Genomic DNA, 24746 nt, shown 5'->3' on the forward strand with positions numbered 1-24746 from the left:
ACGTGGGCCGTCGGGGACGGGGCCTCAGGAGGAGGCCAGGGTCTCCCTGGCGAGGGACGGCTGAGCGGGGAGGTCCGGCGCGGGCTCGGAGACCGTGCCGCGCCACAGCGACCGGGCCGCGAGCAGCGAGGCGGCGACCAGCAGCCCGTTGCGGACGACCAGCAGGGTGATGCCGAGCGTGTCGCTGGCCACGACGTCCGCGAAGTAGACCGGGAACTCCAGCACCGTCACGAAGCAGGCGATCAGCACCAGGGCCGCGGGCAGCGCCATCCGGCTCGCGCGAAAGCACAGGCAGACCGCGGCGAGCCCGACCAGCCACACCATGTACTGCGGGCTGATGACCCGGCTGGTCGCGGTGAACATCAGCACGGCCACGAACGCGGCGTCCGCGAGCGTGTGCGGCGGGAACCGCCTGGCACTCAGCCGCCACAGCAGCAGCCAGCCGAACGCGAGCGCGGTCAGCACCAGGGCCGCCGTGCTCACCAGGTCGACGTGCGGGCCGAGGAACTCCACCGAGCCGTAGTTCAGCAGCACCTGGCCGTTCCAGCCGTGGTGCCGGGCCACATGGAAGACGAGGGAGCCGAGCGACTCCACCTCGGTGCCGCGGTCGCGCTGGAAGGTCAGGAAGGCGAACGCGCCGGGCATCGTGATCCAGAACACCGCCGCGATCACGGCCGCCGTCACCACGGCCGACCCCCAGGCGCGCCGCCGCACGGCCCCGACCAGCAGCAGCACCGGCCACACCTTCACCATCGCGCCGAACGCGACGAGCGCCCCCATCACGCGCGGATGACGCACCCCGGCCAGCAGCGCCGCGACCGCGACGGCCGTCACCATCAGGTCGTAGCGGGCGTACACGGTCGGGCCGAGCAGCGGCACGCCGATGACCCACACCCAGGTGCCCCGCCGCGTGCTGCCGGAGCGCGAACCCGCGTACAGGAGCAGCCCGAAGACGACCAGGTCGGCGACGAAGGCCAGCACGAAGAAGGCGTGCGGATAGTCCAGGAACGGCAGCAGGCCGGGGGAGAGGATCGCGAGGGCGGCGGCCGGCGGGTACTGCCAGGTGACGTCCTGCCGGGGGAACGAGCCGTGCCGCAGCACGTCGTACCAGCCCTGGTAGATCACCGACACGTCACTCGTGACGTCCGGGCCGGGGAAGACGTAGACCTTGGTGACGAAGAGCAGCAGCAGCACCCTGGTCAGCGCCCAGATGCCGAGCAGCGCGGTCATCCCCAGCGCCACCCTCGCGCGACTGGCGCCCGTCATGCCCACCTGGCCCTCTTCGTCCGGATTCCGTGTGCGTCGCCGCCGTGCTTCGAGGAGTCAGGGTGACGCGCCGGCCTGTGTGCGAGCCGTCAAGCGCGGCCGTGCCGACCTGTGAGTATAGGTTCGATAGTGTCGAACACGATGCACAAGACCCTGATCGTGACGAACGACTTCCCGCCCCGTCCGGGCGGCATCCAGGCCTTCCTGCACAACATGGCGCTGCGCCTGGACCCCGAACAACTCGTCGTCTACGCCTCCACGTGGAAGCGCGGCCACGAGGGTGCCGAGGCGACCGCGGCGTTCGACGCCGAGCAGCCCTTCACCGTCGTACGGGACCGCACGACGATGCTGCTCCCGACGCCCGGCGCCACCCGCCGCGCGGCCGGCCTGCTGCGCGAACACGGCTGTACGTCGGTGTGGTTCGGGGCGGCCGCCCCGCTCGGCCTGATGGCACCCGCGCTGCGCCGGGCGGGCGCCCGCCGCATCGTGGCGACCACGCACGGGCACGAGGCCGGCTGGGCCCAGCTGCCCGCCGCACGCACCCTGCTGCGCCGCATCGGCGAGTCCACCGACACGATCACCTACCTCGGCGAGTACACGCGCTCCCGCATCGCCGCCGCCCTGACGCCCGAGGCCGCCGCGCGCATGGTCCAGCTGCCGCCCGGCGTCGACGAGGGGACCTTCCACCCGGGGTCCGGCGGTGCGGAGGTCCGCGCCCGGCTCGGCCTCACCGACCGGCCGGTCGTCGTCTGCGTCTCCCGCCTGGTCCCGCGCAAGGGCCAGGACACCCTCGTCCGCGCGATGCCCCGCGTCCTGGCCAAGCACCCGGACGCGGTGCTGCTGATCGTCGGCGGCGGGCCCTACGAGAAGGACCTGCGCGCCCTCGTCCGCGACACCGGGGTGACGGAGTCGGTCCGGTTCACCGGGGCGGTGCCCTGGTCGGAACTGCCCGCGCACTTCGGCGCCGGAGACGTCTTCGCGATGCCGTGCCGTACGCGCCGGGGCGGCCTCGACGTCGAGGGGCTCGGCATCGTGTACCTGGAGGCGTCGGCGACGGGCCTGCCGGTGGTGGCCGGCGACTCGGGCGGCGCGCCCGACGCAGTGCTCGACGGTGAGACGGGCTGGGTCGTCCACGGCGGCTCCGCCGAGGAGACCGCCGACCGCGTCACCACCCTGCTCGCCGACCCCGAACTCCGCCGCCGCATGGGGGAGCGGGGCCGCGCCTGGGTCGAGGAGAAGTGGCTCTGGGACCTGCTGGCGGAACGGCTGCGCGAGCTGCTCTGAAGCCGCCCACGGGGGTTCGGCGCCCGGATTCCTGGCGCCCCGTCAGGGGCGCCGGGAACTGCGCGAGCAACCACCACGAGGTGTCCGCCCGGGAGCGGCATCCGCCCGCACGGCGGAACCCGGCTGCGCAGCGGGTGCGGCGGCGCAGCCGGGAAGGGGCCGGGGCCGTAACTCCGGCGCTCGGGGATCAGCCCCGATAAAGTGCCTCGATCTCGCTCGCGTAGTCCTTCGCGACGACATTCCGCTTCAGCTTCAGCGACGGCGTCAGGTGCCCCGACTCCTCGGTGAACTGGTGCGCCAGGATGCGGAACTTACGGACCGACTCGGCCTTGGACACCGCCGCGTTGCCGTCGTCGATCGCGTCCTGGATGGCGGCGAGCAGGTCCGGGTCCTCGCGCAGCGTCGCCGCGGTCGAACTGACCGGCTTGCCGTGCTCCTCGGCCCACCGGACCAGGAACTCCTCGTCGACGGTGACGAGGGCGCCCACGAAGGGGCGTCCGTCGCCGACCACCATGCACTCGGCGACCAGCGCGTGCGCGCGGATGCGGTCCTCGATCACGGCCGGGGCGACGTTCTTGCCGCCGGCGGTGACGATGATCTCCTTCTTGCGGCCGGTGATGCGGAGATAGCCGTCCTCGTCGAGGGTGCCGATGTCACCGGTGTGGAACCAGCCGTCGGCCAGCGCCTCGGCGGTCGCGCCCTCGTTGTTCCAGTACTCCTTGAACAGGTGCTCACCGTGCAGCAGCACCTCGCCGTCGTCGGCGATGCGGATGACGGAGCCGGGCAGCGGCTGGCCGACCGTGCCGATCTTCGTGCGGTCCCACGGGTTGAAGGCCGTGGCCGCGCAGGACTCGGTGAGGCCGTAGCCCTCCAGGACCGTGAAGCCGATGCCGCGGAAGAAGTGGCCGAGCCGCTCGCCGAGCGGGGCGCCGCCCGAGATCGCGTACTCGCCGCGTCCGCCGAGGACCGCGCGCAGCTTGCTGTAGACGAGCTTGTCGAACGTCTTGTACTTGATCTTCAGGCCGAGCGACGGGCCCGAGGGAGTGTCCAGCGCCCGGCTGTACGCGATGGCCGTGTCCGCGGCCTTGTCGAAGATCTTGCCCTTGCCGTCCGCCTGGGCCTTGGCGCGCGCCGAGTTGTAGACCTTCTCGAAGACGCGCGGCACACCGAGGATCAGCGTCGGCCGGAACGAGGCCAGCTCGTCCGTGAGGTTCTTGATGTCCGGGACACAGCCCAGCTTGATCGGCGCCATCATCGGCGCGACCTGCACGAGCCGTCCGAAGACGTGGGCGAGCGGGAGGAAGAGCAGCACGGAGCACTCGCCCGTACGGAACAGCGGGCGCAGTCGCTCCACGATGTTGCCGCACTCGGCGAAGAAGGCACGGTGGGTGAGGACACAGCCCTTGGGGCGGCCCGTCGTCCCGGACGTGTAGACAATGGTCGCCGGATCGTCCGCCTTGGCGAGCGAACTGCGCTCCTCGACGGCGGCGTCACTGACGTCGTGACCGAGACGCCCCAGCTCCTCGACGCCGCCGGCCTCGATCTGCCAGACGTGCTTGAGGGCGGGCAGGTGGTCGCGCACCGACTCGACGGAGGCCGCGTGCGTGGCCAGCTCGACGATGCAGGCGGTCGCGCCCGAGTCGCCGAGGATCCACTGCACCTGCTCGGCCGAGCTGGTCTCGTACACCGGGACGGTGACCGCGCCGGCGCTCCAGATCGCGAAGTCGAGCAGCGTCCACTCGTAGCGGGTACGCGACATCAGGGCGACCCGGTCCCCGGGCTGCACGCCCGAGGCGATCAGGCCCTTGGCCGCGGCACGCACCTCGGCGAGGAACGTCGTGGCGCTCACGTCCGTCCACGTGCCGCCGACCTTGCGCGCGATGACGGCGACGTCGGGATGCTGCGCGGCGTTTCTGCGGACGATGTCGGTGAGATTTCCGTCAGCGGGGACCTCGTACAAAGCCGGAAGGCTGAACTCGCGCAAGACTGCTGCTCCTCATAGGGCGCCGACGCCACGACTCTGTGTGATGCGACGGTGCGGTCCAAGGCTCGGGCAGGTACTCGGAAGATCACTGGTTGAAATCCTGAGTACGACTGGACTGGCCGGACGTTACCCGCCGGTATGGCTTCTTCGACAGGGGGGTCGAGCGAGATGTTCCATGCGTCACACGTGTTGGCGTTCCTTCGCGCAGAGTAGTCCACGCCTTTCCCGGCCAGCCAGTAATCGCAGGTCCGGCCGCCTCTGTTCACGTTTGCCGCACACGCCTACGCTTGATCGTCATGGCACCCACACCGGTCGGAAACCCGAGGACGCGCGTTCACGTGGTCAGTGACGTGCATGGCAACGTCCGGGACCTGGCCCGGGCCGGCGACGGCGCTGACGCCCTGGTCTGCCTCGGTGACCTGGTCCTCTTCCTGGACTACGCGGACCACTCCCGCGGCATCTTCCCCGAGCTCTTCGGCGTGGAGAACGCCGACCGCATCGTCGAGCTGCGCACCGCCCGCCGCTTCGAGGAGGCCCGCGCGTTCGGGGCCCGGCTGTGGGCCGGCATCGGCACCGAGCGGGCCGCCGCCATCGAGAAGGCCGTACGCAAGCAGTACGCCGAGATGTTCGCCGCGTTCCCCACTCCGACGTACGCCACCTACGGCAATGTCGACATGCCGAACCTGTGGCCGGAGTACGCCGGACCCGGTACCACCGTCCTCGACGGCGAGCGGGTGGAGATCGGCGGCCGCGTGTTCGGCTTCGTCGGCGGCGGACTGCGGACACCGATGCGCACCCCGTACGAGATCAGCGACGAGGAGTACGCGGCCAAGATCGAGGCGGTCGGCGAGGTCGACGTGCTCTGCACGCACATCCCGCCGGAGGTTCCGGAGCTGGTCTACGACACCGTGGCGCGCCGCTTCGAGCGGGGATCCCGCGCCCTGCTGGACGCGATCCGGCGTACGCGCCCCCGGTACGCGCTCTTCGGCCACGTCCACCAGCCCCTCGCCCGCCGGATGCGCGTCGGGGCGACGGAATGCGTGAATGTGGGGCACTTCGCGGGGTCGGGCCGGCCCTGGGTGCTGGAGTGGTGAGCCGCCGGGGTGGTGAACGCCGGGCGGGGTGACGGTGGCCGTGGCTGTGCGCGGTAGCCTTCACGCTGCACAGACGTGCGCACCACCCTCCCTCACCGGACCGCATCTGGAGGAGCCACCGCGATGGCGGAACACACCAGTTCGAGCATCACGATCGAGGCGGCACCGGAGGAGGTCATGGCGGTGATCGCCGACTTCGCCCGCTACCCGGACTGGACGGGTGAGGTGAAGGAGGCCGAGGTGCTGAAGACGGACGCGCAGGGCCGCGCGGAACAGGTCCGCCTCGTCATGGACGCCGGCGCCATCAAGGACGACCAGACCCTCGGCTACACCTGGACCGGGGACCACGAGGTCTCCTGGACCCTGGTCAAGTCCCAGATGCTGCGCTCGCTCGACGGCTCGTACCTGCTCGCGGCCGTCGGTGCCGGGGCGACCGAGGTGACCTACCGGCTCACCGTCGACGTCAAGATCCCGATGCTCGGGATGATCAAGCGCAAGGCCGAGAAGGTCATCATCGACCGGGCGCTGGCGGGCCTGAAGAAGCGCGTCGAAGAAACGGCCTAGCCACCCAGGGGCGCCCGCTCTCCCGGCCCACGCACTTACCCCGGTGAGCCCGGGAGGCCCCGCCCGTCAGGGCCCACCCTTTCCTCGCCCCCTCCGCCCCTACCCGTCCCGACCTGGGGCTCCGCCCCAGACCCCGCTCCTCAAACGCCGGAGGGGCTGATTTTTCCCCGCTCGAAGCGCTGAAGGCTCTGCCCGCACCCGGGATCCGGCGGAAGGGGCGAGCCCCGGCCACGCACGGCCCGCGGTCGGCGTCCGGCGGGAGGGGCCGTGCCGGTACATCGGATGCCCGTCGCTTACGTCCGGATCGAGCAGCCGGGTGTTGATGACTGAGGTCTGATGCAGCGGCGACGGGCGGATGCACCGGCGCGGCCCCGACCCACCCACCGGACCGCACCCGAGACCGCGACAGGCCCCCGGCCCGGTATCCGCACAGGCCCCGGCCCGAGACCGGCAGAGGCCCCCGGCCCGGTACCGGTACCGTTCACCCCCATGCGCACCATCCTGATCACCGGCCAGGGCGGCACCGGCCGTACCACCGTCGCCGCGGCCACCGCGCTGAAGGCGGCCCGCGAGGGCACCCGCACCCTGGTGCTCACCGCCGACCGCACCGACACCCTCGGCGCCGTCCTCGGCGTCCCCACCGGCCCGGACCCCGTCGAGGCCGCCCCCCATCTCACCGCCTGGCGCCCCGACGCGGCCGCCCGCTTCCGCGACGACCTCACCGCGTTCCAGCAGCGCGCCACCACCGCCCTCGACCTGCTCGGCGCCTCCCGTCTGGACGCCGAGGAGGTCACGCCGCTGCCCGGCGCCGAGGAGCTCGCCCTGCTCAGGGCCCTGCGCGACGCCGCGCTGTCGGACGCGTACGACCTCCTCGTCGTGGACCTGCCGCCCGCTCCGCAGGCCCTCGCCCTCCTCGCCCTGCCCGAGGAACTCCGCCGCTACCTGCGCCGCCTGCTCCCGCCCGAGCGTCAGGCGGCCCGCGCCCTGCGCCCCGTCCTCGGTCGGCTCGCGGGCGTCCCGATGCCCGCCGAGTGGCTGTACGAGACGGCAGCCCGCTGGGACGTCGAGCTGGCCGCCGTACAGGCCGTCGTCGAGGACCGCGCCACGACCGTGCGCCTGGTCGCCGAGCCGGGCCCCGCCGGTGCCGACGCCGTCCGCACCGCGGCCACCGCCCTGGCCCTGCGCGGCCTGCCCGTCGACACCCTGGTGGCGAACCGGGTCCTGCCGGGCGCCACCAACGACACCTGGCTCGCGGCCCTCGCCGCCCAGCAGCGCAAGGCCCTGGACGAGTGGCAGGACGCGTACGACCTCCACGAGGTCCCGCACGCGGGCCACGACCCGCGCGGCCCGCACGACCTCGCCGCGCTGCCCGTACCGGCCGTCAACACCGCGCCCACCCCCGTCGAGTGGCCCGTCGTCGACCGTCTCGCCGACGACGGCGTCCTCGTCTGGAACATCCCGCTGCCCGGCGCGATACGCGACGAACTCGACCTCATCCGGCGCGGCGACGAACTCGTCGTCACCGTCGGCCCCTTCCGCCGGATCGTGCCGCTGCCGTCCGCGCTGCGCCGCTGCACCGTGGCCGGCGCGGCCCTGCGCGAGGGAGAGCTGCGCATCCGCTTCGCGCCGGACCCCGGCCTGTGGCCGCGCGGCACCTGAGCGGGGACGCGGCAGGCGACGTGGCCGAAGGACGTGCCCCGGTCCTGATCGGGGCCGTCGGGACGGTGAACGGTGTACCGCCGTTCGGGTAACGTCGAAGGCACGAACACGTAGGCAGGAGTCCGCCATGAGCGAAGAGCGCCCCCCATCCGACGCCGCTCAGGAGGAGACGGCCGACGAGGTGCGCGTCGATGAGGCGCACGCGACGGACGCCGACGCCTGGGCGACGGCGTGCGCCGAGGACCTAGCGGAGGAACAGGCCCGCCGCCGCACCCAGCACGGCCCGCCCCCCGGCTCCGCCGCCGAGGAACTGCGCAAGCTCGTCGACGCCGTCGCCGACAAGCTCTCCGGGATCCAGTCGCCGCTGTTCGGCGCGGTCGCCTCGGGCACCGCCCAGCAGATGGTCAACCAGGTCGTCCAGCAGGCCAGGGCCGCCGTCGAACCGGTGATCGAGCGCAACCCGGACGTCTTCGACCATCTCGCCGCCGCGGGCACCGAACTGCTCGCCGCCTACCGCTCGGCCGTCGAGACGCAGGAGCGGCGCTGGACCACCCGAGACACCGGATCTCGTGACGAGGAGCCCGGTCCAGGGGAACACATCGACCTGGACTAAAGGTCGCTCGGGTACGGTTGCCCGTAGCGGGGCTCGACCGAAACTGAGGGATTCATGGGACTCACCATCGGCGTCGATATCGGCGGCACGAAGATCGCGGCCGGTGTGGTCGACGAGGAAGGCAACATCCTCTCGACGCACAAGGTGCCGACTCCCAGCACGCCGCAGGCCATCGTGGACGCCATCGCCTCGGCCGTGGAGGGCGCGCGGGCCGGTCACGACATCGTGGGCGTCGGCATCGGTGCCGCCGGATACGTGAACCGCCAGCGCTCGACGGTGTACTTCGCGCCGAACATCGACTGGCGCCAGGAGCCGCTCAAGGCCGAGGTCGAGCAGCGCGTGGGCCTGCCGGTCGTCGTGGAGAACGACGCGAACGCGGCCGCGTGGGGGGAGTACAAGTTCGGTGCGGGCAAGGGGCACCGCAACGTCATCTGCATCACCCTGGGCACCGGCCTCGGCGGCGGCATCATCATCGGCAACAAGCTGCGCCGGGGGCACTTCGGCGTGGCCGCCGAGTTCGGCCACATCCGGATGGTCCCGGACGGCCTGCTGTGCGGCTGCGGCTCGCAGGGGTGCTGGGAGCAGTACGCGTCCGGGCGCGCCCTCGTCCGCTACGCCAAGCAGCGGGCGAACGCCACCCCGGAGGCCGCGGAGGTCCTGCTGGGCCTCGGCGACGGTTCCCCCGACGGCATCGAGGGCAAGCACATCTCGATGGCCGCCCGGCAGGGCGACCCGGTGGCGGTGGACTCCTACCGTGAGCTGGCCCGCTGGGCCGGCGCGGGTCTCGCCGACCTCGCGTCGCTGTTCGACCCGTCCGCCTTCATCGTCGGCGGCGGCCTCTCGGACGAGGGCGAGCTGGTTCTCGACCCGATCCGGAAGTCGTACAAGCGCTGGCTGGTGGGGGGCAACTGGCGCCCGGTCGCCGATGTGATCGCCGCCCAGCTGGGCAACAAGGCGGGGCTGGTCGGCGCGGCCGACCTGGCCCGGGAGCCCGACCCGATCATGTAACGCGCCTCTTCTGCCGTACAGCGGAGCCCGCCGACCCCCACGGGGCCGGCGGGCTCCGTCGTTCCCGGCCCGCGCCCGCCCCGGCTGCCCCGGCCGGACGCCCTGCGCGGATCGAGGCCGGGTCGGAGGCGATCGGGGCCGAGCGCGAACGCCGGTACCGAGGAGCCCGGGCCCGCGTCGCGCGTTCCGCCCTTCCGCCTTTCGGCCCGTCCGGCACCGCCGCAACGCGTATCTTGATCGCCATGCCGACCAGCCCCACCGCCAGTCCGCTGCCCGCGTCCCGCACCGAACCCGACGGTTCGGCAGTGATCCGGGTGCTCAGTTACAACATCCGCTCGATGCGTGACGACACCGCGGCGCTCGCCCGTGTGATCACCGCCTGCGCCCCGGACCTCGTGCTGATCCAGGAGGCGCCGCGCTTCTTCCGGTGGCGCAAGAAGCTCGCACGCCTGGCCGCCGCCTCCGGCCAGGTGATGCTCTCCGGCGGCGCCACCACCTCGGGGCCCGCGCTGCTGTGCTCCCTGCGGGCCACCGTCGAACGCACCGAGGACGTGCTGCTCCCGCGGATGCCCGGCCGGCACCGGCGCGGCTTCGCCACGGCCGTGGTCCGCTTCGGGGGAGCCCGGATCGGTGTGCTGAGCTGTCATCTGTCGCTGCACAAGGACGAGCGCGCGGCGCACGGCGGTCTGCTGCTCGACCGGCTGGCCGGCCTCGGAACCCCGTACGCCGTCGCGGGCGGCGACCTCAACGAGCGTCCGACCGGGCCGACGTTCCGCCGTGTCGCGGGCGCGCTCCAGGACGGCTGGGTGACCCGCCCCTGGGGCGCGGAGAACACCTGGACGCGGACGGAACCGGAGCGCCGCATCGACGCGATCTTCGCGACGCCCGGGGTGGAGGTCCTGGGCTGCGGCGTCCCGCTCGGCCTGCCCGGCATCACGGAGGCGGACCTGAGGGCGGCCACGGACCACCTGCCCGTGCTGGCCGCCCTCAGAGTGCCCGCGTCCTGACGCATGTCGTAGCTCGTCGCCGCCCGGTGCCGCGCGGTGCGGGGTTCAGACGGTGCGGGGTCTCAGACCACCGCGCCGCGGCCCGGGTCGTCCGGATCGTCGTCGTCGGTCTGCATGCGGGTCACCAGGGTGGCGAAGCCGCCGAGGAAGCCGCCGATGCCGAGGGTGCTGAGCCACCACGTCATGTCCCAGCCGAGCAGTACGGCGAGCAGCAGCAGGGTGGGTCCGCCGAGCACGCCGAGCCAGGCGAACTTCGCGGTCGTGTCCGCGGCCGGCAGCGGGGGCGGCTCGGGCGGCACGAAGTGGCCCTCGTCGTCCTCGTCGAAGTCGCCCTCCGCCGGCTCGGGCGCGGTGTGGTCACGCGGGCCGCCGACGCCGCCCACACCGGGCGCGAAGGCCACCGAGCTGCCGAGGGCCTTGGCGGCCGGGGGCTTCCCGCCGGTCGAGGCGTCCGAAGGGGAAGCGGCACCGGTGGCGTCCTCCGCCCCGCTCCCGTCCTCGTCGTCCTGGGCGTCCGCGGCCGTCCCGCCACGCTTGCCGGACCTGCCGCCGTCGTCGGGGCCGTCGTTCGTCTCGGGGTCCAGCAGTGCCAGGTCCTCCACGGACTTGAACGGCTTCGCGCCGGGCGGGTCCGGCGGCTCCTCGCCGTAGCCCTCGACGATCGACTGCCAGGCGGCCTCCTCGTCGAACGGCACGCTCTGTTCGTCGCCCGGCGACTCCCCGCCCGCGTCGCCCGGGGCCTGCGCGCGGGTGTCACCGAGGGGCTCCGCCAGCGGTTCTCCGAGCGGCTCGGCGCGCGACTCCCCGATCCCCTCGCCGAGAGCCCCGTCGAGGGGCTCGCCGACGGGAACGCCCTTCTCCTCGGAATCGCCGCGGTCCGCGTCCTGCTCAGCCACCGGCTGCCGTCCCTTCCTGCTGACCCACCTGACCCGGGCCGGACTCCTTGTCCGCCCCGGGAGCGAGCCGGGTGACGAAGGCGTAGCTCTCCTCGAAGATCCGGTCCGCATCGTGGTCCAACGTCGCGACGTGGTAGCTCTGTTCCAGGACGGACTCCGTCACGTCCGTGGACGACACCCGGCCGAGGATGCGGGCCGCGTCGGCGGGGGAGACGACATGGTCCTGGAGGCTGTGCAGCAGCAGGAGCGGCTGCGTGACCTGCGGCAGTTCCGCGTCGACGACGGCGCACAGTTTCCGCATCGAGTGCGCGGCGTGCAGCGGCACGCGTGTGTAGCCGAGCTCCTCGGAGCCCTCCTTCGCGATGTCGCTCGCGATGCCCTTCGTGGAGGGGACGAGGTGCCGGACGACCGGCAGGGCGTAGGCCGCGAGGCCGTGCACCTTGTTCAGCGGGTTGACGACCACGATGCCGCTGATCTCGTCGCCGTGCCGGGCGGCGAGCCGCAGGGCCAGCGCGCCGCCCATGGAGAGACCGAACACGAAGACCCGCGAGCACCTCTCGCGCAGGGAGCGCAGCTCGCGGTCGACCTCCGCGTACCAGTCCTGCCAGCCGGTGAGCTGCATGTCCTCCCAGCGGGTGCCGTGCCCGGGCAGCAGGGGGAGCGCGACGGTGAGGCCGCGCTCGGACAGGTACTCCGCCCAGGGGCGCAGTGACTGCGGGGAGCCGGTGAAACCGTGGCAGAGGAGGACTCCGACCTCTCCGCCCTCGTGGCGGAACGGCTCGGCTCCAGGAAGGACCGGCACCTCGGTCTCCTGTTCGTGAGAAGGACGGGAACGACCCCAGGTCTGCTTCACCGTACGCGACGGTACTGACACCGACCAGGGTCGTCGGAGCCTTTGACAGTGCTCCGGGTTAAGGTCTGATCCACGACTCAGGAGGCACTCGGGTGATCTACGGCGCAATGAAGTTTTCCATCGGAGGGTCACTGAAGCTCGCCTTCAGGCCCTGGGTGGAAGGCCTCGAGAACATCCCTGCCGAGGGGGCCGCCATCCTGGCGAGCAATCACCTGTCGTTCTCGGACTCGTTCTTCCTTCCCGCGATCCTCGACCGCAAGGTCACCTTCATCGCCAAGGCGGAGTACTTCACGACGCCCGGTCTCAAGGGCCGGATGACCGCCGCGTTCTTCAAGGGCGTCGGCCAGCTCCCGGTGGACCGTTCCGGCGCCCGCGGCGCGGGTGAGGCGGCCGTCAAGAGCGGGATAGACGTCATCGAGCGCGGAGAGCTGTTCGGCATCTATCCGGAGGGCACCCGCTCGCCCGACGGGCGGCTGTACCGCGGCAAGCCGGGCGGCCTCGCGCGCGTGGCGCTGGCCACCGGCGCACCCGTCATCCCCGTCGCGATGATCGACACCGAGAAGATCCAGCCGCCGGGGAAGGTGATGCCCAAGCTGATGCGTCCGGGCATCCGCATCGGCAAGCCGCTGGACTTCAGCCGGTACAACGGCATGGAGCACGACCGTTTCGTGCTCCGCGCGGTGACCGACGAGGTCATGTACGAGATCATGAAGCTCTCCGGCCAGGAGTACGTCGACATCTACGCGACGGCCGCCAAGCGGCAGATCGCGGAGGCGGCCAAGGCCGAGAAGGAAGAGGAGAAGGCCGAGAAGGCGGAGAAGGCGGCGCTCGCGCAGGCCGAGAAGCAGGCGGCGGCGGAAGCGGCCGAACAGCGGGCCGCCGAGCAGAGGCGCGCCGAGCTGAAGCTCGTCGAGGACGAGGGCGGCGCGGCGAAGAACGCCGAGAACGCCGAGAACGCCGAGAGCGACAGGAACGCCGCGGACGGCGCGGACGGCGCGGCGAAGGACAGCGGGCACAAGGACGCCTAGCGGGGGAGCGGCGCCCCGGAGACCTCCGGGCGGGCCGAGGGCCGCCCGGCGCGGGGGAAGCCGGACCGGCGCGGACGGGAACGGTCCGCCCGCCGGGAGCGTCCGTCAGGACGTCGGCAGTGTGGGGTGGGGGAGACATGGCCAAGCGCGAGAGAGTCATGAGGATGTCGGTCGAGCAGCCGCTGTGGCGTGCCCTGACCGCGTACCGGGTGCTGACCATGTTCTACGCGGTCGGGCTGTTCGCCACCGCCTACGACCACTTCACCCGCCCCTGGGTGGCCGTCACCTACTTCGCCGTGCTGTTCGTCTGGACCCTGGCCACCCTGCCGAGGGTCGCCGGCGCGGTCCACTGCACCAAGCCGTTCCTCGCCGCCGACCTCACCGTCGCGCTGACCGGAATCCTGCTCACCCGGGTCGCCGACGCGGGCTCGCGCATCGACGGGGGAGGGCCGACGCTGCCGTCGATATGGACGGCAGGCGCCGTCCTGGCGTTCGCGATCAAGGGCGGCTGGCGGTGGGCGGCGTTCGCCTCCACCCTCGTCGCGGCGGCCAACCTCGTCGAGCGGGGCGCCCCGACCCGCGACACCGTGCACAACGTGATCCTCGTCTGGGTCGCCTCCATCGCGATCGGCTACGTCGTCGAGGTGGCCCGCGCCTCGGAGCGCACCCTCGCCCGCGCCCTGGAGATCGAGGCCGCCACCCGTGAGCGCGAGCGGCTCGCCCGGGACATCCACGACGGCGTGCTCCAGGTCCTCGCGATGGTGCAGCGGCGGGGCAGCACGCTCGGCGGCGAGGCCGCCGAGCTCGGCCGGATGGCCGGCGAGCAGGAGGTCGCGCTGCGCACGCTGGTGTCGGGCGGGATGGTGCCCCTCTCCCGGGTGTCGGAGGACGCCGCGCTCGGCGCGCTCGTGCGGGCGGTCGACGAACCGGACGACGAGGACGACCCCGTGGGCCCCGTCGACCTGCGCTCCCTGCTCGCCCCGTACGCCACCGCGCGCGTGACCTTCTCCGAGCCCGGCGCTCCGGTACCGCTCACCCCGGCCGCCGCGCGGGAGCTGGCGGCGGCCGTCGGCGCCGCCCTGGACAACGTCCGCAGGCACGTCGGCGCGGACGCCCGCGCCTGGATCCTGGTCGAGGACGAACCGGACGAGGTCGTGGTGACCGTGCGCGACGACGGCCCCGGCATCCCGGAGGGCCGGCTCGCGCAGGCCGAGGGAGAGGGCCGCCTCGGGGTGGCGCTGTCCATCCGCGGCCGGCTGCGCGACCTGGGCGGCACGGCGGAGCTGGTCTCGGTCCCCGGGCAGGGCACGGAGGTCGAGCTGAAGGTACCGAAGGTCTCACGGGGAAGGGCGAGCACACGATGACGGACACGAGGGGACGGCGATGACGGACGGCACGGCGGAGGAGCGGCGGACGGGCGAGGGTCCCGTGCGGGTCATGGTGGTGGACGACCACCCGATGTGGCGGGACGCCGTGGCCCGTGACCTGGAGGCCGCCGGCTTCGACGTGGTGGCCACGGCGGGCGACGGCGAGCAGGCCGTGCGCCGCGCGCTGGCCGTCGCCCCCGACGTCCTCGTCCTCGACCTGAACCTGCCCGCCAAACCCGGTGTCCAGGTCTGCAAGGAACTGGTCGGCGCCGATCCGGCTCTGCGGGTCCTCGTCCTGTCGGCCAGCGGCGAGCACGCCGACGTGCTGGAGGCGGTGAAGTCCGGGGCGACCGGCTACCTCCTCAAGTCCGCGTCCACCGAGGAGCTGACCGACGCCGTGCGGCGGACGGCCGTCGGGGATCCGGTGTTCACCCCCGGCCTCGCCGGGCTGGTCCTCGGCGAGTACCGCCGACTGGCCTCGGAGCCCGTCACGGCGGCGGGCGCCGACGAGCCGCGGGCGCCGCAGCTGACCGACCGCGAGACCGAGGTGCTGCGTCTGGTCGCCAAGGGCCTGAGCTACAAGCAGATCGCCGAGCGTCTGGTCATCTCGCACCGCACGGTCCAGAACCACGTGCAGAACACCCTGGGCAAGCTCCAGCTCCACAACCGTGTCGAGCTGGTCCGCTACGCCATCGAGCGCGGCCTGGACGACGAGTAAACCACCCGATAACCACCCAAGGTCCCCCTTCGGGTGATCTCTGGTGATCAACTACGCGACAATGCACCGGAATTGACCATCCGCACCATCCCGGAGTGACGTGGGTCACCTTTAGCGTGAGTCCATCAGCCACTCGGCGAAGGGACTTTCCATGCGGGTCGGAGTACTGACCGGAGGCGGCGACTGCCCCGGACTCAACGCCGTCATCCGGGGCATCGTCCGCAAGGGCGTACAGGAGTACGGCTACGAGTTCGTCGGCTTCCGGGACGGCTGGCGGGGGCCGCTGGAGGACGACACGGTCCGGCTGGACATCCCCGCCGTCCGGGGCATCCTGCCGCGCGGCGGCACCATCCTCGGGTCCTCGCGCACCAATCCCCTCAAGCAGGAGAACGGCATCCGCCGGATCAAGGAGACCCTCGTCAAGCAGGACGTCGACGCGCTCATCGCGATCGGCGGCGAGGACACCCTGGGTGTCGCCGCGCGGCTCGGCGACGAGTACGGCATCGACATCGTCGGCGTGCCGAAGACGATAGACAACGACCTGTCCGCCACCGACTACACCTTCGGCTTCGACACGGCGGTCGGCATCGCGACCGAGGCCATCGACCGCCTCCACACCACCGCCGAGTCGCACATGCGCGTCCTCGTCTGCGAGGTGATGGGCCGCCACGCGGGCTGGATCGCGATCCACTCGGGCCTGGCCGGCGGCGCGAACGTCATCCTCATCCCCGAGCAGCGCTTCGACGTCGAGCAGGTCTGCGCCTGGGTGACCTCCCGCTTCAAGGCGTCGTACGCGCCGATCGTCGTCGTCGCCGAGGGCGCGATGCCCAAGGACGGCGACATGGTCCTCAAGGACGGCACGCTGGACTCGTTCGGGCACGTCCGGCTCTCCGGTGTCGGCGAGTGGCTGGCCAAGGAGATCGAACGGCGCACCGGCAAGGAGGCGCGCACCACCGTCCTCGGGCACGTCCAGCGCGGCGGGACGCCCAGTGCCTTCGACCGCTGGCTCGCCACCCGCTTCGGGCTGCACGCCATCGAGGCCGTCCGGGACGGTGACTTCGGCAAGATGGTCGCCCTGCGGGGCACGGACATCGTCCGCGTCCCCATCGCCGAGGCGACCGCCCGTCTGAAGACCGTCGACCCGGCGCTGTACCAGGAGGTCGGCGTCTTCTTCGGCTGACGGCGACGCCGCGCCGTGATCTCCACCGCGCCTCCGTCCGCCCCTGCGACCTGAGGGGACGGGCCGTATATTCGGCATCCGGCCCATAACCCTCCAGAACGGGAGCAGCCGGTGGAGATCCTGGCGTTCGGCGTCCAGTCCGACGAGAAGCCCCTGATCGAGAAGGCCTTCGCCGGACGCCACGAGGTCCGCTGTCTCGACGTCTTCCTCACCGAGGACACCGCGCCCATCGCGGCGGGCCACGAGGCGATCTCCACCAGCGTCAACTGCGGCCTGGGAAACCGGGTCCTGCAGACCCTCGCCGCCGGCGGCACCCAGCTCGTCGCCCAGCGCTCCACCGGCTTCAACAACATCGACCTGGACGTCGCCGAGCGCCTCGGCATGACCGTCGCCCGGGTCTCGTACTACTCGCCCTACTCGGTGGCCGAGTTCGCCTGGACTCTCGGGATGGCCGTCAACCGCCGGGTCGTGCGCGCCGCCAACCGCACCCGCGACTTCGACTTCCGGCTCGACGGGCTGATGGGCCGCGACATGCACGGACGCACGGCGGGCGTCCTCGGCACCGGGAAGATCGGCGAGGCGTTCACCCGGATCGCCCACGGCTTCGGCATGAAGCTGCTCGGCTGGGACATCGCCGAGAACCCCGCCTGCGTCGAACTCGGCATGGAGTACGTCCCCAAGGAGCGTCTCCTCGCCGAGTCCGACCTCATCTCCCTGCACGTGCCGTTGATGCCGCAGACCCAGCACCTGATCGACGCCGACGCCCTGCGCACGATGAAGGACGACGCCGTCCTGGTGAACTCCAGCCGCGGCGGCCTCATCGACAGCCGGGCCCTCGTCGCCCAGTTGCGCGAGGGCCGCTTCACGGGTGTCGGCCTCGACGTGTACGAGGCGGAGGCCGGGCTGTTCTTCCTCGACAAGTCCCTCGAAGCCGTCGAGGACGACACCCTGGCCCGCCTCGTCACCTTCCCGAACGTCCTGGTCACCTCGCACCAGGCGTACTACACCGCCGACGCCGTCGGCCAGATCGTCGACGCCACCGTCCGCAACGTCGTCGACTACGCGGAGGGCCGCCGCTCGGAGAACGTGCTGGTGCCGCGCAGCTGACCGACCAGCTCCCGGACGACCGCCGCGCCGTTCAGGCTCAGCACCGACTCCGGGTGGAACTGCACGCCGGCGAACCCCGGTCCGCGCAGCGCGTGCACCTCGCCGTTCGCCGCGCGGCTGACCTCGACGCCGTGCGCCGACAGCTCCACCAGCGCCTCCTCGTCGCACCGGGCCGTGAAGCTGTTGTAGAAACCGACGGTCTCCTGCCGCCCGAACAGGTCGATCACGGTCTGCGCGCCCTGGTACGGCACGTCCTTGCGGACGATGTCGAGGCCCAGCTCGGCCGCGATCAGCTCGTGCCCGAGGCAGACACCGAGGACGCCGTCCCGGTGCTCCCGGATCACCTCGGCGGTGAGCGCCCGCAGGAGGCGCATCTTCGGGTCCGCGAGGTCGCGGGGGTCACCGGGGCCCGGGCCGAGGACGACCGGTCCCCGGTGCGTGCGGACGGCCTCCCGCAGCCCCGGCTCGTCGTAGCGGCGCACCGTCACGTCGAGCCCCGACGACCGCAGCACGTGCGCGAGCATCGCCGTGAAGGTGTCCTCGGCGTCCACGACCAGGGCGTGCCCGGACAGTTCCGGGGACCGCTCCTGCATCCGCAGCCAGAACGGCGCGAGCGAGGCCCGCCGGCCGTCCAGCGACGCCCGGACCCGCGGATCGTCGCCCAGCCGGGGCCGAGCGCCGTCCGGGCGCGGGCGGCCGGGCAGCACCCCGAGGGCCGCCAGCACCCCGGCCGCTTTCGCGTGCGTCTCGGCCACCTCGCCCGCCGGGTCCGATCCGCGGACGAGCGTGGCGCCGACCGGCACCCGCAGCCGGCCGTCCGCGCCGATGTCGGCGGTCCGGATGAGGATCGGGGAGTCGAGCGTCTGCGCGCCGCCGGCGCCGTCCGGCCCGTCTCCCCGGTCCCGTCCGAGCAGGGCCAGCGCGCCCGCGTAGTAGCCGCGCCCTCCGACCTCGTGCCGCTCGATGACCCGGCACGCGTTCTGCACGGGCGAGCCGGTGACCGTCGCCGCGAACAGGGTCTCCCGCAGCACCTCCCGCACGTCCAGCGAGGACCGGCCGCGCAACTCGTACTCGGTGTGTGCGAGATGGGCCATCTCCTTGAGCCGCGGCCCGACCACCACGCCGCCCATGTCGCCGACGGTGCACATCATCTTCAGTTCCTCGTCGACGACCATCGAGAGCTCCTCGATCTCCTTGCCGTCGGAGAGGAAGGCGAGCAGGTCCTCGGGCGTCGGGCCGCCGGCCGGGTAGCGGTACGTCCCGCTGATCGGGTTCATCACCACGGTCCCGCCGGACATCCGCACGTGCACCTCCGGGCTCGCCCCGACCAGCGTCCGCTCCCCGGTGTGCACGACGAACGTCCAGTACGCGCCGCGCTCGCCCTCCAGCAGCCTGCGGAACAGGGCCAGCGCGTCCGCCCGCCCGAACCCCGGGATCCGCCCCTCGTACGTCCGCCGGATCACGAAGTTCGCGCCCTCGCCGCTGCCGATCTCCTCGCGCAGCACCCGCCCGACGATCCGGGAGTACTCCTCGTCGCCGACGTCGAAGCCGCCGCCCTCGACCCGCACGTCGTGCGCGGGCAACTGCTCCAGCACCTGCCCGAGCGGCAGTTCGTGGCGCTCCTCGGGGACCAGCACGGCGAGCGGGGTGCCGTCGTCGCGGACGTCGAATGCGCGCTCCCGGATCTGCCGGAACGGGATCAGCGCGAGGCACTCGTCGGGGAGGGCGGCGAGGTGCTCCACCTCGCGCACCGGCCCCAGCAGCAGCTCCACGACGTCGTGGTCGTGGCCCGGGGTGCGACGGCGCAGGAGGGCGAACGGGCGGGGATCGTCCAGCAGCTCGTGCAGGTTCATGCGTGCGGTCCTTCTCTCGGATCGTGCATCTCGGAGAGGAACGACCCGGGTCCGCAAACACCGAAGGCCGCCCCTCGGGCGGCCTTCGCGAAGTGGTGCGTACGCGCAGTCAGTGGGCCGCCGGATGAGCGGTCCACCACCAGTTCTGGTTCGTCGGCGCGTACATGCGCCGCACTTTACCCGACGCCCCGGAACGGGCAACAGCGTGAACCGCTTCCGCGCGGCGTTCCGAGAAGGCGGTCACCGGCCATGGATGGCCAGACAGAAGAACCGACCGAGGAGCGCCCGCCATGCCCCCTGCCCGCTCGCCACAGTCCCGCCGGACCGGAGCCCGCACGCTGACCGTGCTGCTCGCGGCCGCCGCCCTCGCCGCCGGGCCGCTCGGCGCCGCGCGGTCGGCCCCGCGCCCGACCGACTCCGAGGACGTCACCCAGGTCTCCTACCGCGGTCACGCCTTCACCGTCCCCGCCTCCTGGCAGATCGTGGACCTGGAGAAACATCCCGACGCCTGCGTCCGCTTCGACCGCCACGCCGTCTACCTCGGCACCCCGGGCGGCAACCAGAAGTGTCCGGCCCGGGCCAGCGGCCGGACCGAGGCCCTGCTCGTCCAGCCCGCCCGGGCCGCGGCGAGCGCCGTCAGCGAGAACCCCACCGCCCGCACCTACCGGGCCACCGCCGACCGCATCACCGTGACCGCCGCCTACGGCTACGACCGCACCCGCATCCAGGACATCCTGCGCAGCGCCGGGCTGCCCGTCACCGCGACCCCCGGCGCCCCCGCCGCGCTGCCCGCCGTCGCCGCGCTGCCCGCCGACGCGACCTCCTTCCGCGGCGAGGGCTTCGACGCCTGCACCGCCCCGAGCCAGTCCGCGATGGACGCCTGGCGCGACAACTCCGGCTACGGCGCCATCGGCGTCTACATCGGCGGCCTCAACCGCGCCTGCGCCCAGCAGCACCTCACGGCCGACTGGGTGCGCACCCAGTACACGCGCGGCTGGCGGTTCTTCCCGCTCTACGTCGGCCGCCAGCCCTCCTCGGACGGCGGCAGCTGCGGGGGCGGCTGCGCGGCCATCACCAGCCCGGTCGCGCAGGGCACCGCCGCCGCCGACGACGCCGCGGCACAGGCGGCGGCGCTCGGCTTCGGCAAGGGCACGGTGCTCTACAACGACCTGGAGCACTACGAGCCCGGCAAGACGGTCACCGCCCAGGTGCTCGGCTACATCGACGCCTACACCGAGCGCCTGCACGCGCTGGGCTACCGCTCGGGCGCGTACGGCAACACCTCGTCCCTCGTCGCCGACCTGATCGCCAACCGGGCCGACGTCACCCTGCCCGACGTGATCCACTTCGCCCGCTGGAACGGCACGTCGACCACCTCCGACGCGTCGATCTCCTCGACCCTGTGGGCCAAGCACCAGCGCATCCACCAGTACGTCGGCGACACCACCGAGACCCACGGCGGCGTGACCATCTCCATCGACCGCGACCGCCTCGACGTCGACTAGCCCTCCCGTCGGACCGGCTCCGGGGGGCCGCCGCGAGGCGCGTACGGCCACCCGGAGCCGCTCCGATCGAGCGGGGTTCGTCTCAATTGATGAGCATGTGAATGGACGCCCGACACGACCCCGTAATGTTGTGGGGGTGACCGTGAACGCTAAGTCCAGCGCGAGCGCTGGCAACACCTGGCGAGACCTTCCCGCGGCGCAGCAGCCCGAGTACCCCGATGCCGAGGCTCTGCGCGATGTGATCGCGGACCTCGAGTCGTATCCGCCGCTCGTCTTCGCGGGCGAGTGCGACCAGCTGCGCGCCCGGTTGGCGTCCGTCGCCAAGGGAGAGGCGTTCCTTCTCCAGGGCGGCGACTGCGCCGAGGCCTTCGACGGCGTGTCGGCCGACCAGATCCGCAACAAGCTCAAGACGCTGCTCCAGATGGGCGCCGTCCTCACGTACGCCGCCTCCGTGCCGGTCGTGAAGGTCGGCCGGATCGCCGGCCAGTACTCGAAGCCGCGCTCCAAGGGCACCGAGACCCGTGACGGAGTGACCCTGCCGACCTACCGGGGCGACTCGGTCAACGGCTTCGATTTCAACGAGAAGGCCCGCATCCCGGACCCCGAGCGCCTGAAGCGGATGTACAACGCGTCCGCCTCCACGCTCAACCTCGTGCGCGCCTTCGCCACCGGTGGCTACGCGGACCTGCGCCAGGTGCACGCCTGGAACCAGGACTTCGTGAAATCGTCCCCCTCGGGCCAGCGCTACGAGCAGCTGGCGCGCGAGATCGACAACGCGATGAACTTCATGCGGGCCTGCGGCACCGACCCGGAAGAGTTCAAGACCGTCGAGTTCTACGCCTCCCACGAGGCGCTGCTCCTCGACTACGAGTCGGCGCTGACCCGCGTCGACTCGCGTACGGGCCGCCTGTACGACGTGTCGGGCCACATGGTCTGGATCGGCGAGCGCACCCGTCAGCTGGACGGCGCGCACATCGAGTTCGCCTCGAAGATCCGCAACCCCATCGGCATCAAGCTGGGCCCGACGACGACGGCCGAGGAGGCGCTCCAGTACATCGAGCGTCTCGACCCCGACCGTGAGCCGGGCCGGCTGACCTTCATCGTCCGCATGGGCGCCGACAAGGTCCGGGACAAGCTGCCGGAGCTGGTCGAGAAGGTCACCGCCTCCGGCGCGACCGTGGCCTGGGTGACCGACCCGATGCACGGCAACACCTTCGAGGCGGCCTCGGGCCACAAGACCCGCCGCTTCGACGACGTGCTCGACGAGGTCAAGGGCTTCTTCGAGGTCCACAAGGGTCTCGGCACGCACCCGGGCGGCATCCACGTCGAGCTCACCGGTGACGACGTCACCGAGTGCGTGGGCGGCGGCGACGAGATCTTCGTCGACGACCTGCACCAGCGCTACGAGACGGCCTGCGACCCCCGCCTGAACCGCAGCCAGTCCCTGGACCTGGCCTTCCTCGTCGCCGAGATGTACCGCGACCAGTAAGAGACCGGCCCCGTTCGGGCCTGTTACCAGCGCAGAGGGTGGGGCGCGGATCACATACGATCCGCGCCCCACCCCACTTTTATGGCTCTGGCATGCCGGGTAAGGTTAGGTTAGCCTCACCGATTATCGGGACGGCAGTGCCCCATCCATTCGGCGGGAGGTGAACCGCGTGTACGTCTGCAGTTGCTTCGGGATCACCGAACAGCAGGTGAAGAAGCACGCGGAGGACGGCGCCTGCACTCCTCGCCAGATAGCGTCCGCCTCCAAGGCCGGCACGGACTGCGGGTCCTGCGTCCGCCAGATCCAGGCGCTGCTCGGCAGGGGCTCCTGCCCGCGCCGTCAGCTCGCCGACCAGGGCATGCCGGTACTCGCCGAGGTGCGCAGCGCGGTCGAGGCCGCTCAGCACGAAGCCGTCCTGCAGGAGACCGCGCTGCACGACACCGCCGGGCGCGAGGCCGCCTAGCCCGTCCGGCCCTAGCTCTCCGGCTGCTCGATGAGCTGCGCGATGTAGAGCGCCTCGCCGAGCTTCTCGACCAGTTCCAGCTGGGTGTCGAGATAGTCGATGTGGTGCTCCTCGTCCTCCAGGATCGACTCGAAGATGTTCGCGGACGTGATGTCGCCCTTGGCCCGCATCACCTCGATGCCGCGCCGCAGCCGGTCGATCGCCTCGACCTCCACCTGACGGTCGGCCTGGAACATCTCCGTGACCGTCTGCCCCACCCGCACGTGGAAGAGCCGCTGGTAGTTCGGCAGGCCGTCCAGGAAGAGGATGCGGTCGGTGAGGACCTCCGCGTGCTTCATCTCGTCGAACGACTCGTGCCGCGTGTACTTGGCGAGCTTCGTCCAGCCGAAGTTCTCCTGCATCTTCGCGTGCAGGAAGTACTGGTTGATCGCTGTCAGCTCGCCGGTCAGCTGCTCATTGAGGAATTCGATGACCTCGGGGTCGCCCTGCATCGCAGAGGCTCCTTCCAAGCGGGGGGAGGGGCAAGGTTGCGCCGCATCTTTGCACCGGCCACGGAAAACCGTCCAGTAAGTGCACGCTTAGTAGTAGTTGCCCGAATCGACGACCCGCTGGTCATGGGCACGGCCCCCGGTCTGTCAGGATGGAGACATGGGTCAGCCGGCAAAGCGGGAAACAGGAGAATCGGCACTGTCGGAGCTACCGCCGGGACAGCGACTCCAGCGCGGCTGGCCGGTCACCCACTACGGACCCGTCCCCAAGTTCCGCCCCGAACGCTGGGAGTTCCGCGTCTTCGGGGCCACCGCCGACGGTGACAAGCGCTGCTGGACCCATGAGGAGTTCGCCGCCCTGCCGTACGCCTCCGTCGTCGCCGACCTGCACTGCGTCACGAAGTTCAGCATGCTCGGGGCCGAATGGGGTGGTGTCCCCGCCCGCACGATCCTGGAGATCGCCCCGCCCGCGCCCACCGTCACCCACGTGATGGTCTGGGCCGAGTACGGCTTCAGTTCGAACCTGCGCCTCGCGGACTTCGCCTCCGAGCGCACCATCTTCGCCACCCACAAGGACGGCGAACTCCTGACGGCGGAGCACGGTTTCCCGCTGCGCCTGGTGATCCCGCAGCTGTACGCGTGGAAGGGCCCCAAGTGGGTCCGCGGCATCGAGTACATGACGGCCGACCGGCGCGGTTTCTGGGAGGAGCGGGGCTACCACAACGTCGGCGACCCCTGGCGTGAGCAGCGCTACTCCTACCAGGAGGAGCCCGGGGACGGCCCCGAACTCTGAGGTCCGGCGCCGCCTTCTCCGGCGGGGTCAGTGGTAGGCGTGCACCACGGCGTGGCCCTTGCCGCGGCCGATCATCCACTTGTTCACGGGCGTGGTGACCACGAAGGCGATCGCCAGCGAGACCGCCAGCGACACCCAGAACAGGGCGTCGGCCAGCTCCGCGTCCATCGCGGCCGGCCACAGCGCGATCACCCCGTTGTCGATCAGCTCCATCACCGCGATCGACAGGGTGTCCGCGGCCAGCGCCACCCGGAACGCCGTCCGAAAGGCGACGCCCGCCTTCAGGATGCCGCGCAGTGTGAGCGCGTAGCCGAAGAAGAAGGCCAGCACGATCGCGAGGACCGTGGTCGGCACATTGCCCCAGCCGAACGCGGTACCGATCACCATGCCGAGCACCTCGCCGATGGCGCAGCCCGTGAGGCAGTGCAGCGTGGCCTGGGCGGCCGTCTGCCAGCTCGCCCCTGTGTGCGTGTGCGATCCGTGATCCATGAGGGCCCCCGGCGTCCGGTAGCGGTTCCTGTACCTCA

General features: G+C 71.8%; 23 protein-coding genes and 1 pseudogene. 16 read left to right on the forward strand and 8 right to left on the reverse strand.

Annotation, left to right across the window (positions count from 1 at the left end):
* Positions 1-24: 24 nt before the first annotated feature.
* Complete coding sequence (locus OG406_RS28650; protein WP_329188512.1) at positions 25-1266, reverse strand: glycosyltransferase family 87 protein; 1242 nt, start codon at positions 1264-1266, stop codon at positions 25-27.
* 141 nt (positions 1267-1407) lie between these two features.
* On the opposite strand from OG406_RS28650, the gene OG406_RS28655 reads away from it, so the two are divergent.
* Entirely contained in the window at positions 1408-2550 is a 1143-nt protein-coding gene (locus OG406_RS28655; RefSeq protein WP_329188514.1) for a glycosyltransferase family 4 protein, read from the forward strand.
* A 187-nt stretch (positions 2551-2737) separates the two neighbouring features.
* Here OG406_RS28655 and OG406_RS28660 read toward each other — a convergent pair whose 3' ends face one another.
* On the reverse strand, positions 2738-4534 hold the full coding sequence (locus tag OG406_RS28660; protein WP_164373943.1) for an AMP-dependent synthetase/ligase: 1797 nt from the start codon (positions 4532-4534) through the stop codon (positions 2738-2740).
* Positions 4535-4872: 338 nt separating this feature from the next.
* Between OG406_RS28660 and OG406_RS28665 the strand changes: the two genes are divergently transcribed.
* From OG406_RS28665 to OG406_RS28690, 6 genes are all read left to right on the forward strand, one after another.
* Positions 4873-5628: a metallophosphoesterase family protein gene (locus OG406_RS28665; protein WP_164373944.1), complete on the forward strand. Its 756-nt coding sequence runs from the start codon at positions 4873-4875 to the stop codon at positions 5626-5628.
* A 123-nt stretch (positions 5629-5751) separates the two neighbouring features.
* Positions 5752-6192 (forward strand): SRPBCC family protein, encoded by a 441-nt coding sequence (locus OG406_RS28670; RefSeq protein WP_081216780.1) that lies wholly within the window; start codon positions 5752-5754, stop codon positions 6190-6192.
* A gap of 489 nt (positions 6193-6681) precedes the next feature.
* Positions 6682-7851, forward strand: a complete 1170-nt coding sequence (locus OG406_RS28675; protein ID WP_164373945.1) for an ArsA family ATPase — start codon at positions 6682-6684, stop codon at positions 7849-7851.
* 127 nt (positions 7852-7978) lie between these two features.
* A complete protein-coding gene (locus OG406_RS28680; RefSeq protein ID WP_164373946.1) occupies positions 7979-8464 on the forward strand; it encodes a DUF5304 domain-containing protein in 486 nt (161 codons plus the stop codon).
* A gap of 54 nt (positions 8465-8518) precedes the next feature.
* On the forward strand, positions 8519-9472 hold the full coding sequence (locus OG406_RS28685; RefSeq protein WP_081216777.1) for an ROK family glucokinase: 954 nt from the start codon (positions 8519-8521) through the stop codon (positions 9470-9472).
* Between the two features lie 242 nt (positions 9473-9714).
* Positions 9715-10479, forward strand: a complete 765-nt coding sequence (locus OG406_RS28690; RefSeq protein ID WP_267050575.1) for an endonuclease/exonuclease/phosphatase family protein — start codon at positions 9715-9717, stop codon at positions 10477-10479.
* 62 nt (positions 10480-10541) lie between these two features.
* Here OG406_RS28690 and OG406_RS28695 read toward each other — a convergent pair whose 3' ends face one another.
* Positions 10542-11174, reverse strand: coding sequence for a hypothetical protein (locus OG406_RS28695; protein ID WP_443067153.1), 633 nt, complete (start codon positions 11172-11174; stop codon positions 10542-10544).
* Positions 11175-11367: 193 nt separating this feature from the next.
* Positions 11368-12177: an alpha/beta hydrolase gene (locus OG406_RS28700; RefSeq protein ID WP_081216774.1), complete on the reverse strand. Its 810-nt coding sequence runs from the start codon at positions 12175-12177 to the stop codon at positions 11368-11370.
* A gap of 158 nt (positions 12178-12335) precedes the next feature.
* On the opposite strand from OG406_RS28700, the pseudogene OG406_RS28705 reads away from it, so the two are divergent.
* The 5 genes and pseudogenes from OG406_RS28705 to OG406_RS28725 form a co-directional block, all read left to right on the forward strand.
* A pseudogene (locus OG406_RS28705) lies at positions 12336-13127 on the forward strand (lysophospholipid acyltransferase family protein); the annotation flags it as partial.
* 266 nt (positions 13128-13393) lie between these two features.
* Complete coding sequence (gene macS, locus OG406_RS28710) at positions 13394-14620, forward strand: MacS family sensor histidine kinase (RefSeq protein WP_164373949.1); 1227 nt, start codon at positions 13394-13396, stop codon at positions 14618-14620.
* Positions 14621-14639: 19 nt separating this feature from the next.
* Positions 14640-15341 carry a response regulator gene (locus tag OG406_RS28715; protein WP_203661002.1) on the forward strand — a complete coding sequence of 234 codons (702 nt, stop codon included), beginning with the start codon at positions 14640-14642 and terminating at the stop codon, positions 15339-15341.
* A 151-nt stretch (positions 15342-15492) separates the two neighbouring features.
* Positions 15493-16521, forward strand: a complete 1029-nt coding sequence (locus OG406_RS28720; RefSeq protein ID WP_267050571.1) for a 6-phosphofructokinase — start codon at positions 15493-15495, stop codon at positions 16519-16521.
* Between the two features lie 111 nt (positions 16522-16632).
* Positions 16633-17628: a 2-hydroxyacid dehydrogenase gene (locus OG406_RS28725; protein WP_164373950.1), complete on the forward strand. Its 996-nt coding sequence runs from the start codon at positions 16633-16635 to the stop codon at positions 17626-17628.
* Here the strand turns inward: OG406_RS28725 and OG406_RS28730 are convergent.
* Positions 17580-19481, reverse strand: a complete 1902-nt coding sequence (locus tag OG406_RS28730; RefSeq protein ID WP_329188519.1) for an anthranilate synthase family protein — start codon at positions 19479-19481, stop codon at positions 17580-17582. The genes OG406_RS28725 and OG406_RS28730 overlap by 49 nt on opposite strands.
* A gap of 109 nt (positions 19482-19590) precedes the next feature.
* Positions 19591-19773 carry a trp operon leader peptide gene (locus tag OG406_RS39455; RefSeq protein WP_351490481.1) on the reverse strand — a complete coding sequence of 61 codons (183 nt, stop codon included), beginning with the start codon at positions 19771-19773 and terminating at the stop codon, positions 19591-19593.
* On the opposite strand from OG406_RS39455, the gene OG406_RS28735 reads away from it, so the two are divergent.
* The 3 genes from OG406_RS28735 (at position 19772) to OG406_RS28745 (ending at position 22938) form a co-directional block, all read left to right on the forward strand.
* Positions 19772-20986 carry a glycoside hydrolase domain-containing protein gene (locus OG406_RS28735; RefSeq protein ID WP_329188520.1) on the forward strand — a complete coding sequence of 405 codons (1215 nt, stop codon included), beginning with the start codon at positions 19772-19774 and terminating at the stop codon, positions 20984-20986. The two genes, OG406_RS39455 and OG406_RS28735, sit on opposite strands and share 2 nt — an antisense overlap.
* Before the next feature lie 136 nt (positions 20987-21122).
* Positions 21123-22475, forward strand: coding sequence for a class II 3-deoxy-7-phosphoheptulonate synthase (locus tag OG406_RS28740; RefSeq protein ID WP_164373954.1), 1353 nt, complete (start codon positions 21123-21125; stop codon positions 22473-22475).
* Positions 22476-22635: 160 nt separating this feature from the next.
* Entirely contained in the window at positions 22636-22938 is a 303-nt protein-coding gene (locus OG406_RS28745; protein WP_267050569.1) for a (2Fe-2S)-binding protein, read from the forward strand.
* An 11-nt stretch (positions 22939-22949) separates the two neighbouring features.
* Here OG406_RS28745 and bfr read toward each other — a convergent pair whose 3' ends face one another.
* Positions 22950-23429 (reverse strand): bacterioferritin, encoded by a 480-nt coding sequence (gene bfr / locus OG406_RS28750; RefSeq protein ID WP_081216766.1) that lies wholly within the window; start codon positions 23427-23429, stop codon positions 22950-22952.
* Between the two features lie 157 nt (positions 23430-23586).
* Between bfr and OG406_RS28755 the strand changes: the two genes are divergently transcribed.
* Positions 23587-24219 (forward strand): sulfite oxidase-like oxidoreductase, encoded by a 633-nt coding sequence (locus OG406_RS28755; RefSeq protein ID WP_329188522.1) that lies wholly within the window; start codon positions 23587-23589, stop codon positions 24217-24219.
* 27 nt (positions 24220-24246) lie between these two features.
* Here OG406_RS28755 and OG406_RS28760 read toward each other — a convergent pair whose 3' ends face one another.
* Positions 24247-24708: a DUF4396 domain-containing protein gene (locus tag OG406_RS28760; protein WP_266848972.1), complete on the reverse strand. Its 462-nt coding sequence runs from the start codon at positions 24706-24708 to the stop codon at positions 24247-24249.
* Positions 24709-24746: the final 38 nt, after the last annotated feature.

Source organism: Streptomyces sp. NBC_01428, assembly GCF_036231965.1.
Lineage (GTDB): Bacteria > Actinomycetota > Actinomycetes > Streptomycetales > Streptomycetaceae > Streptomyces.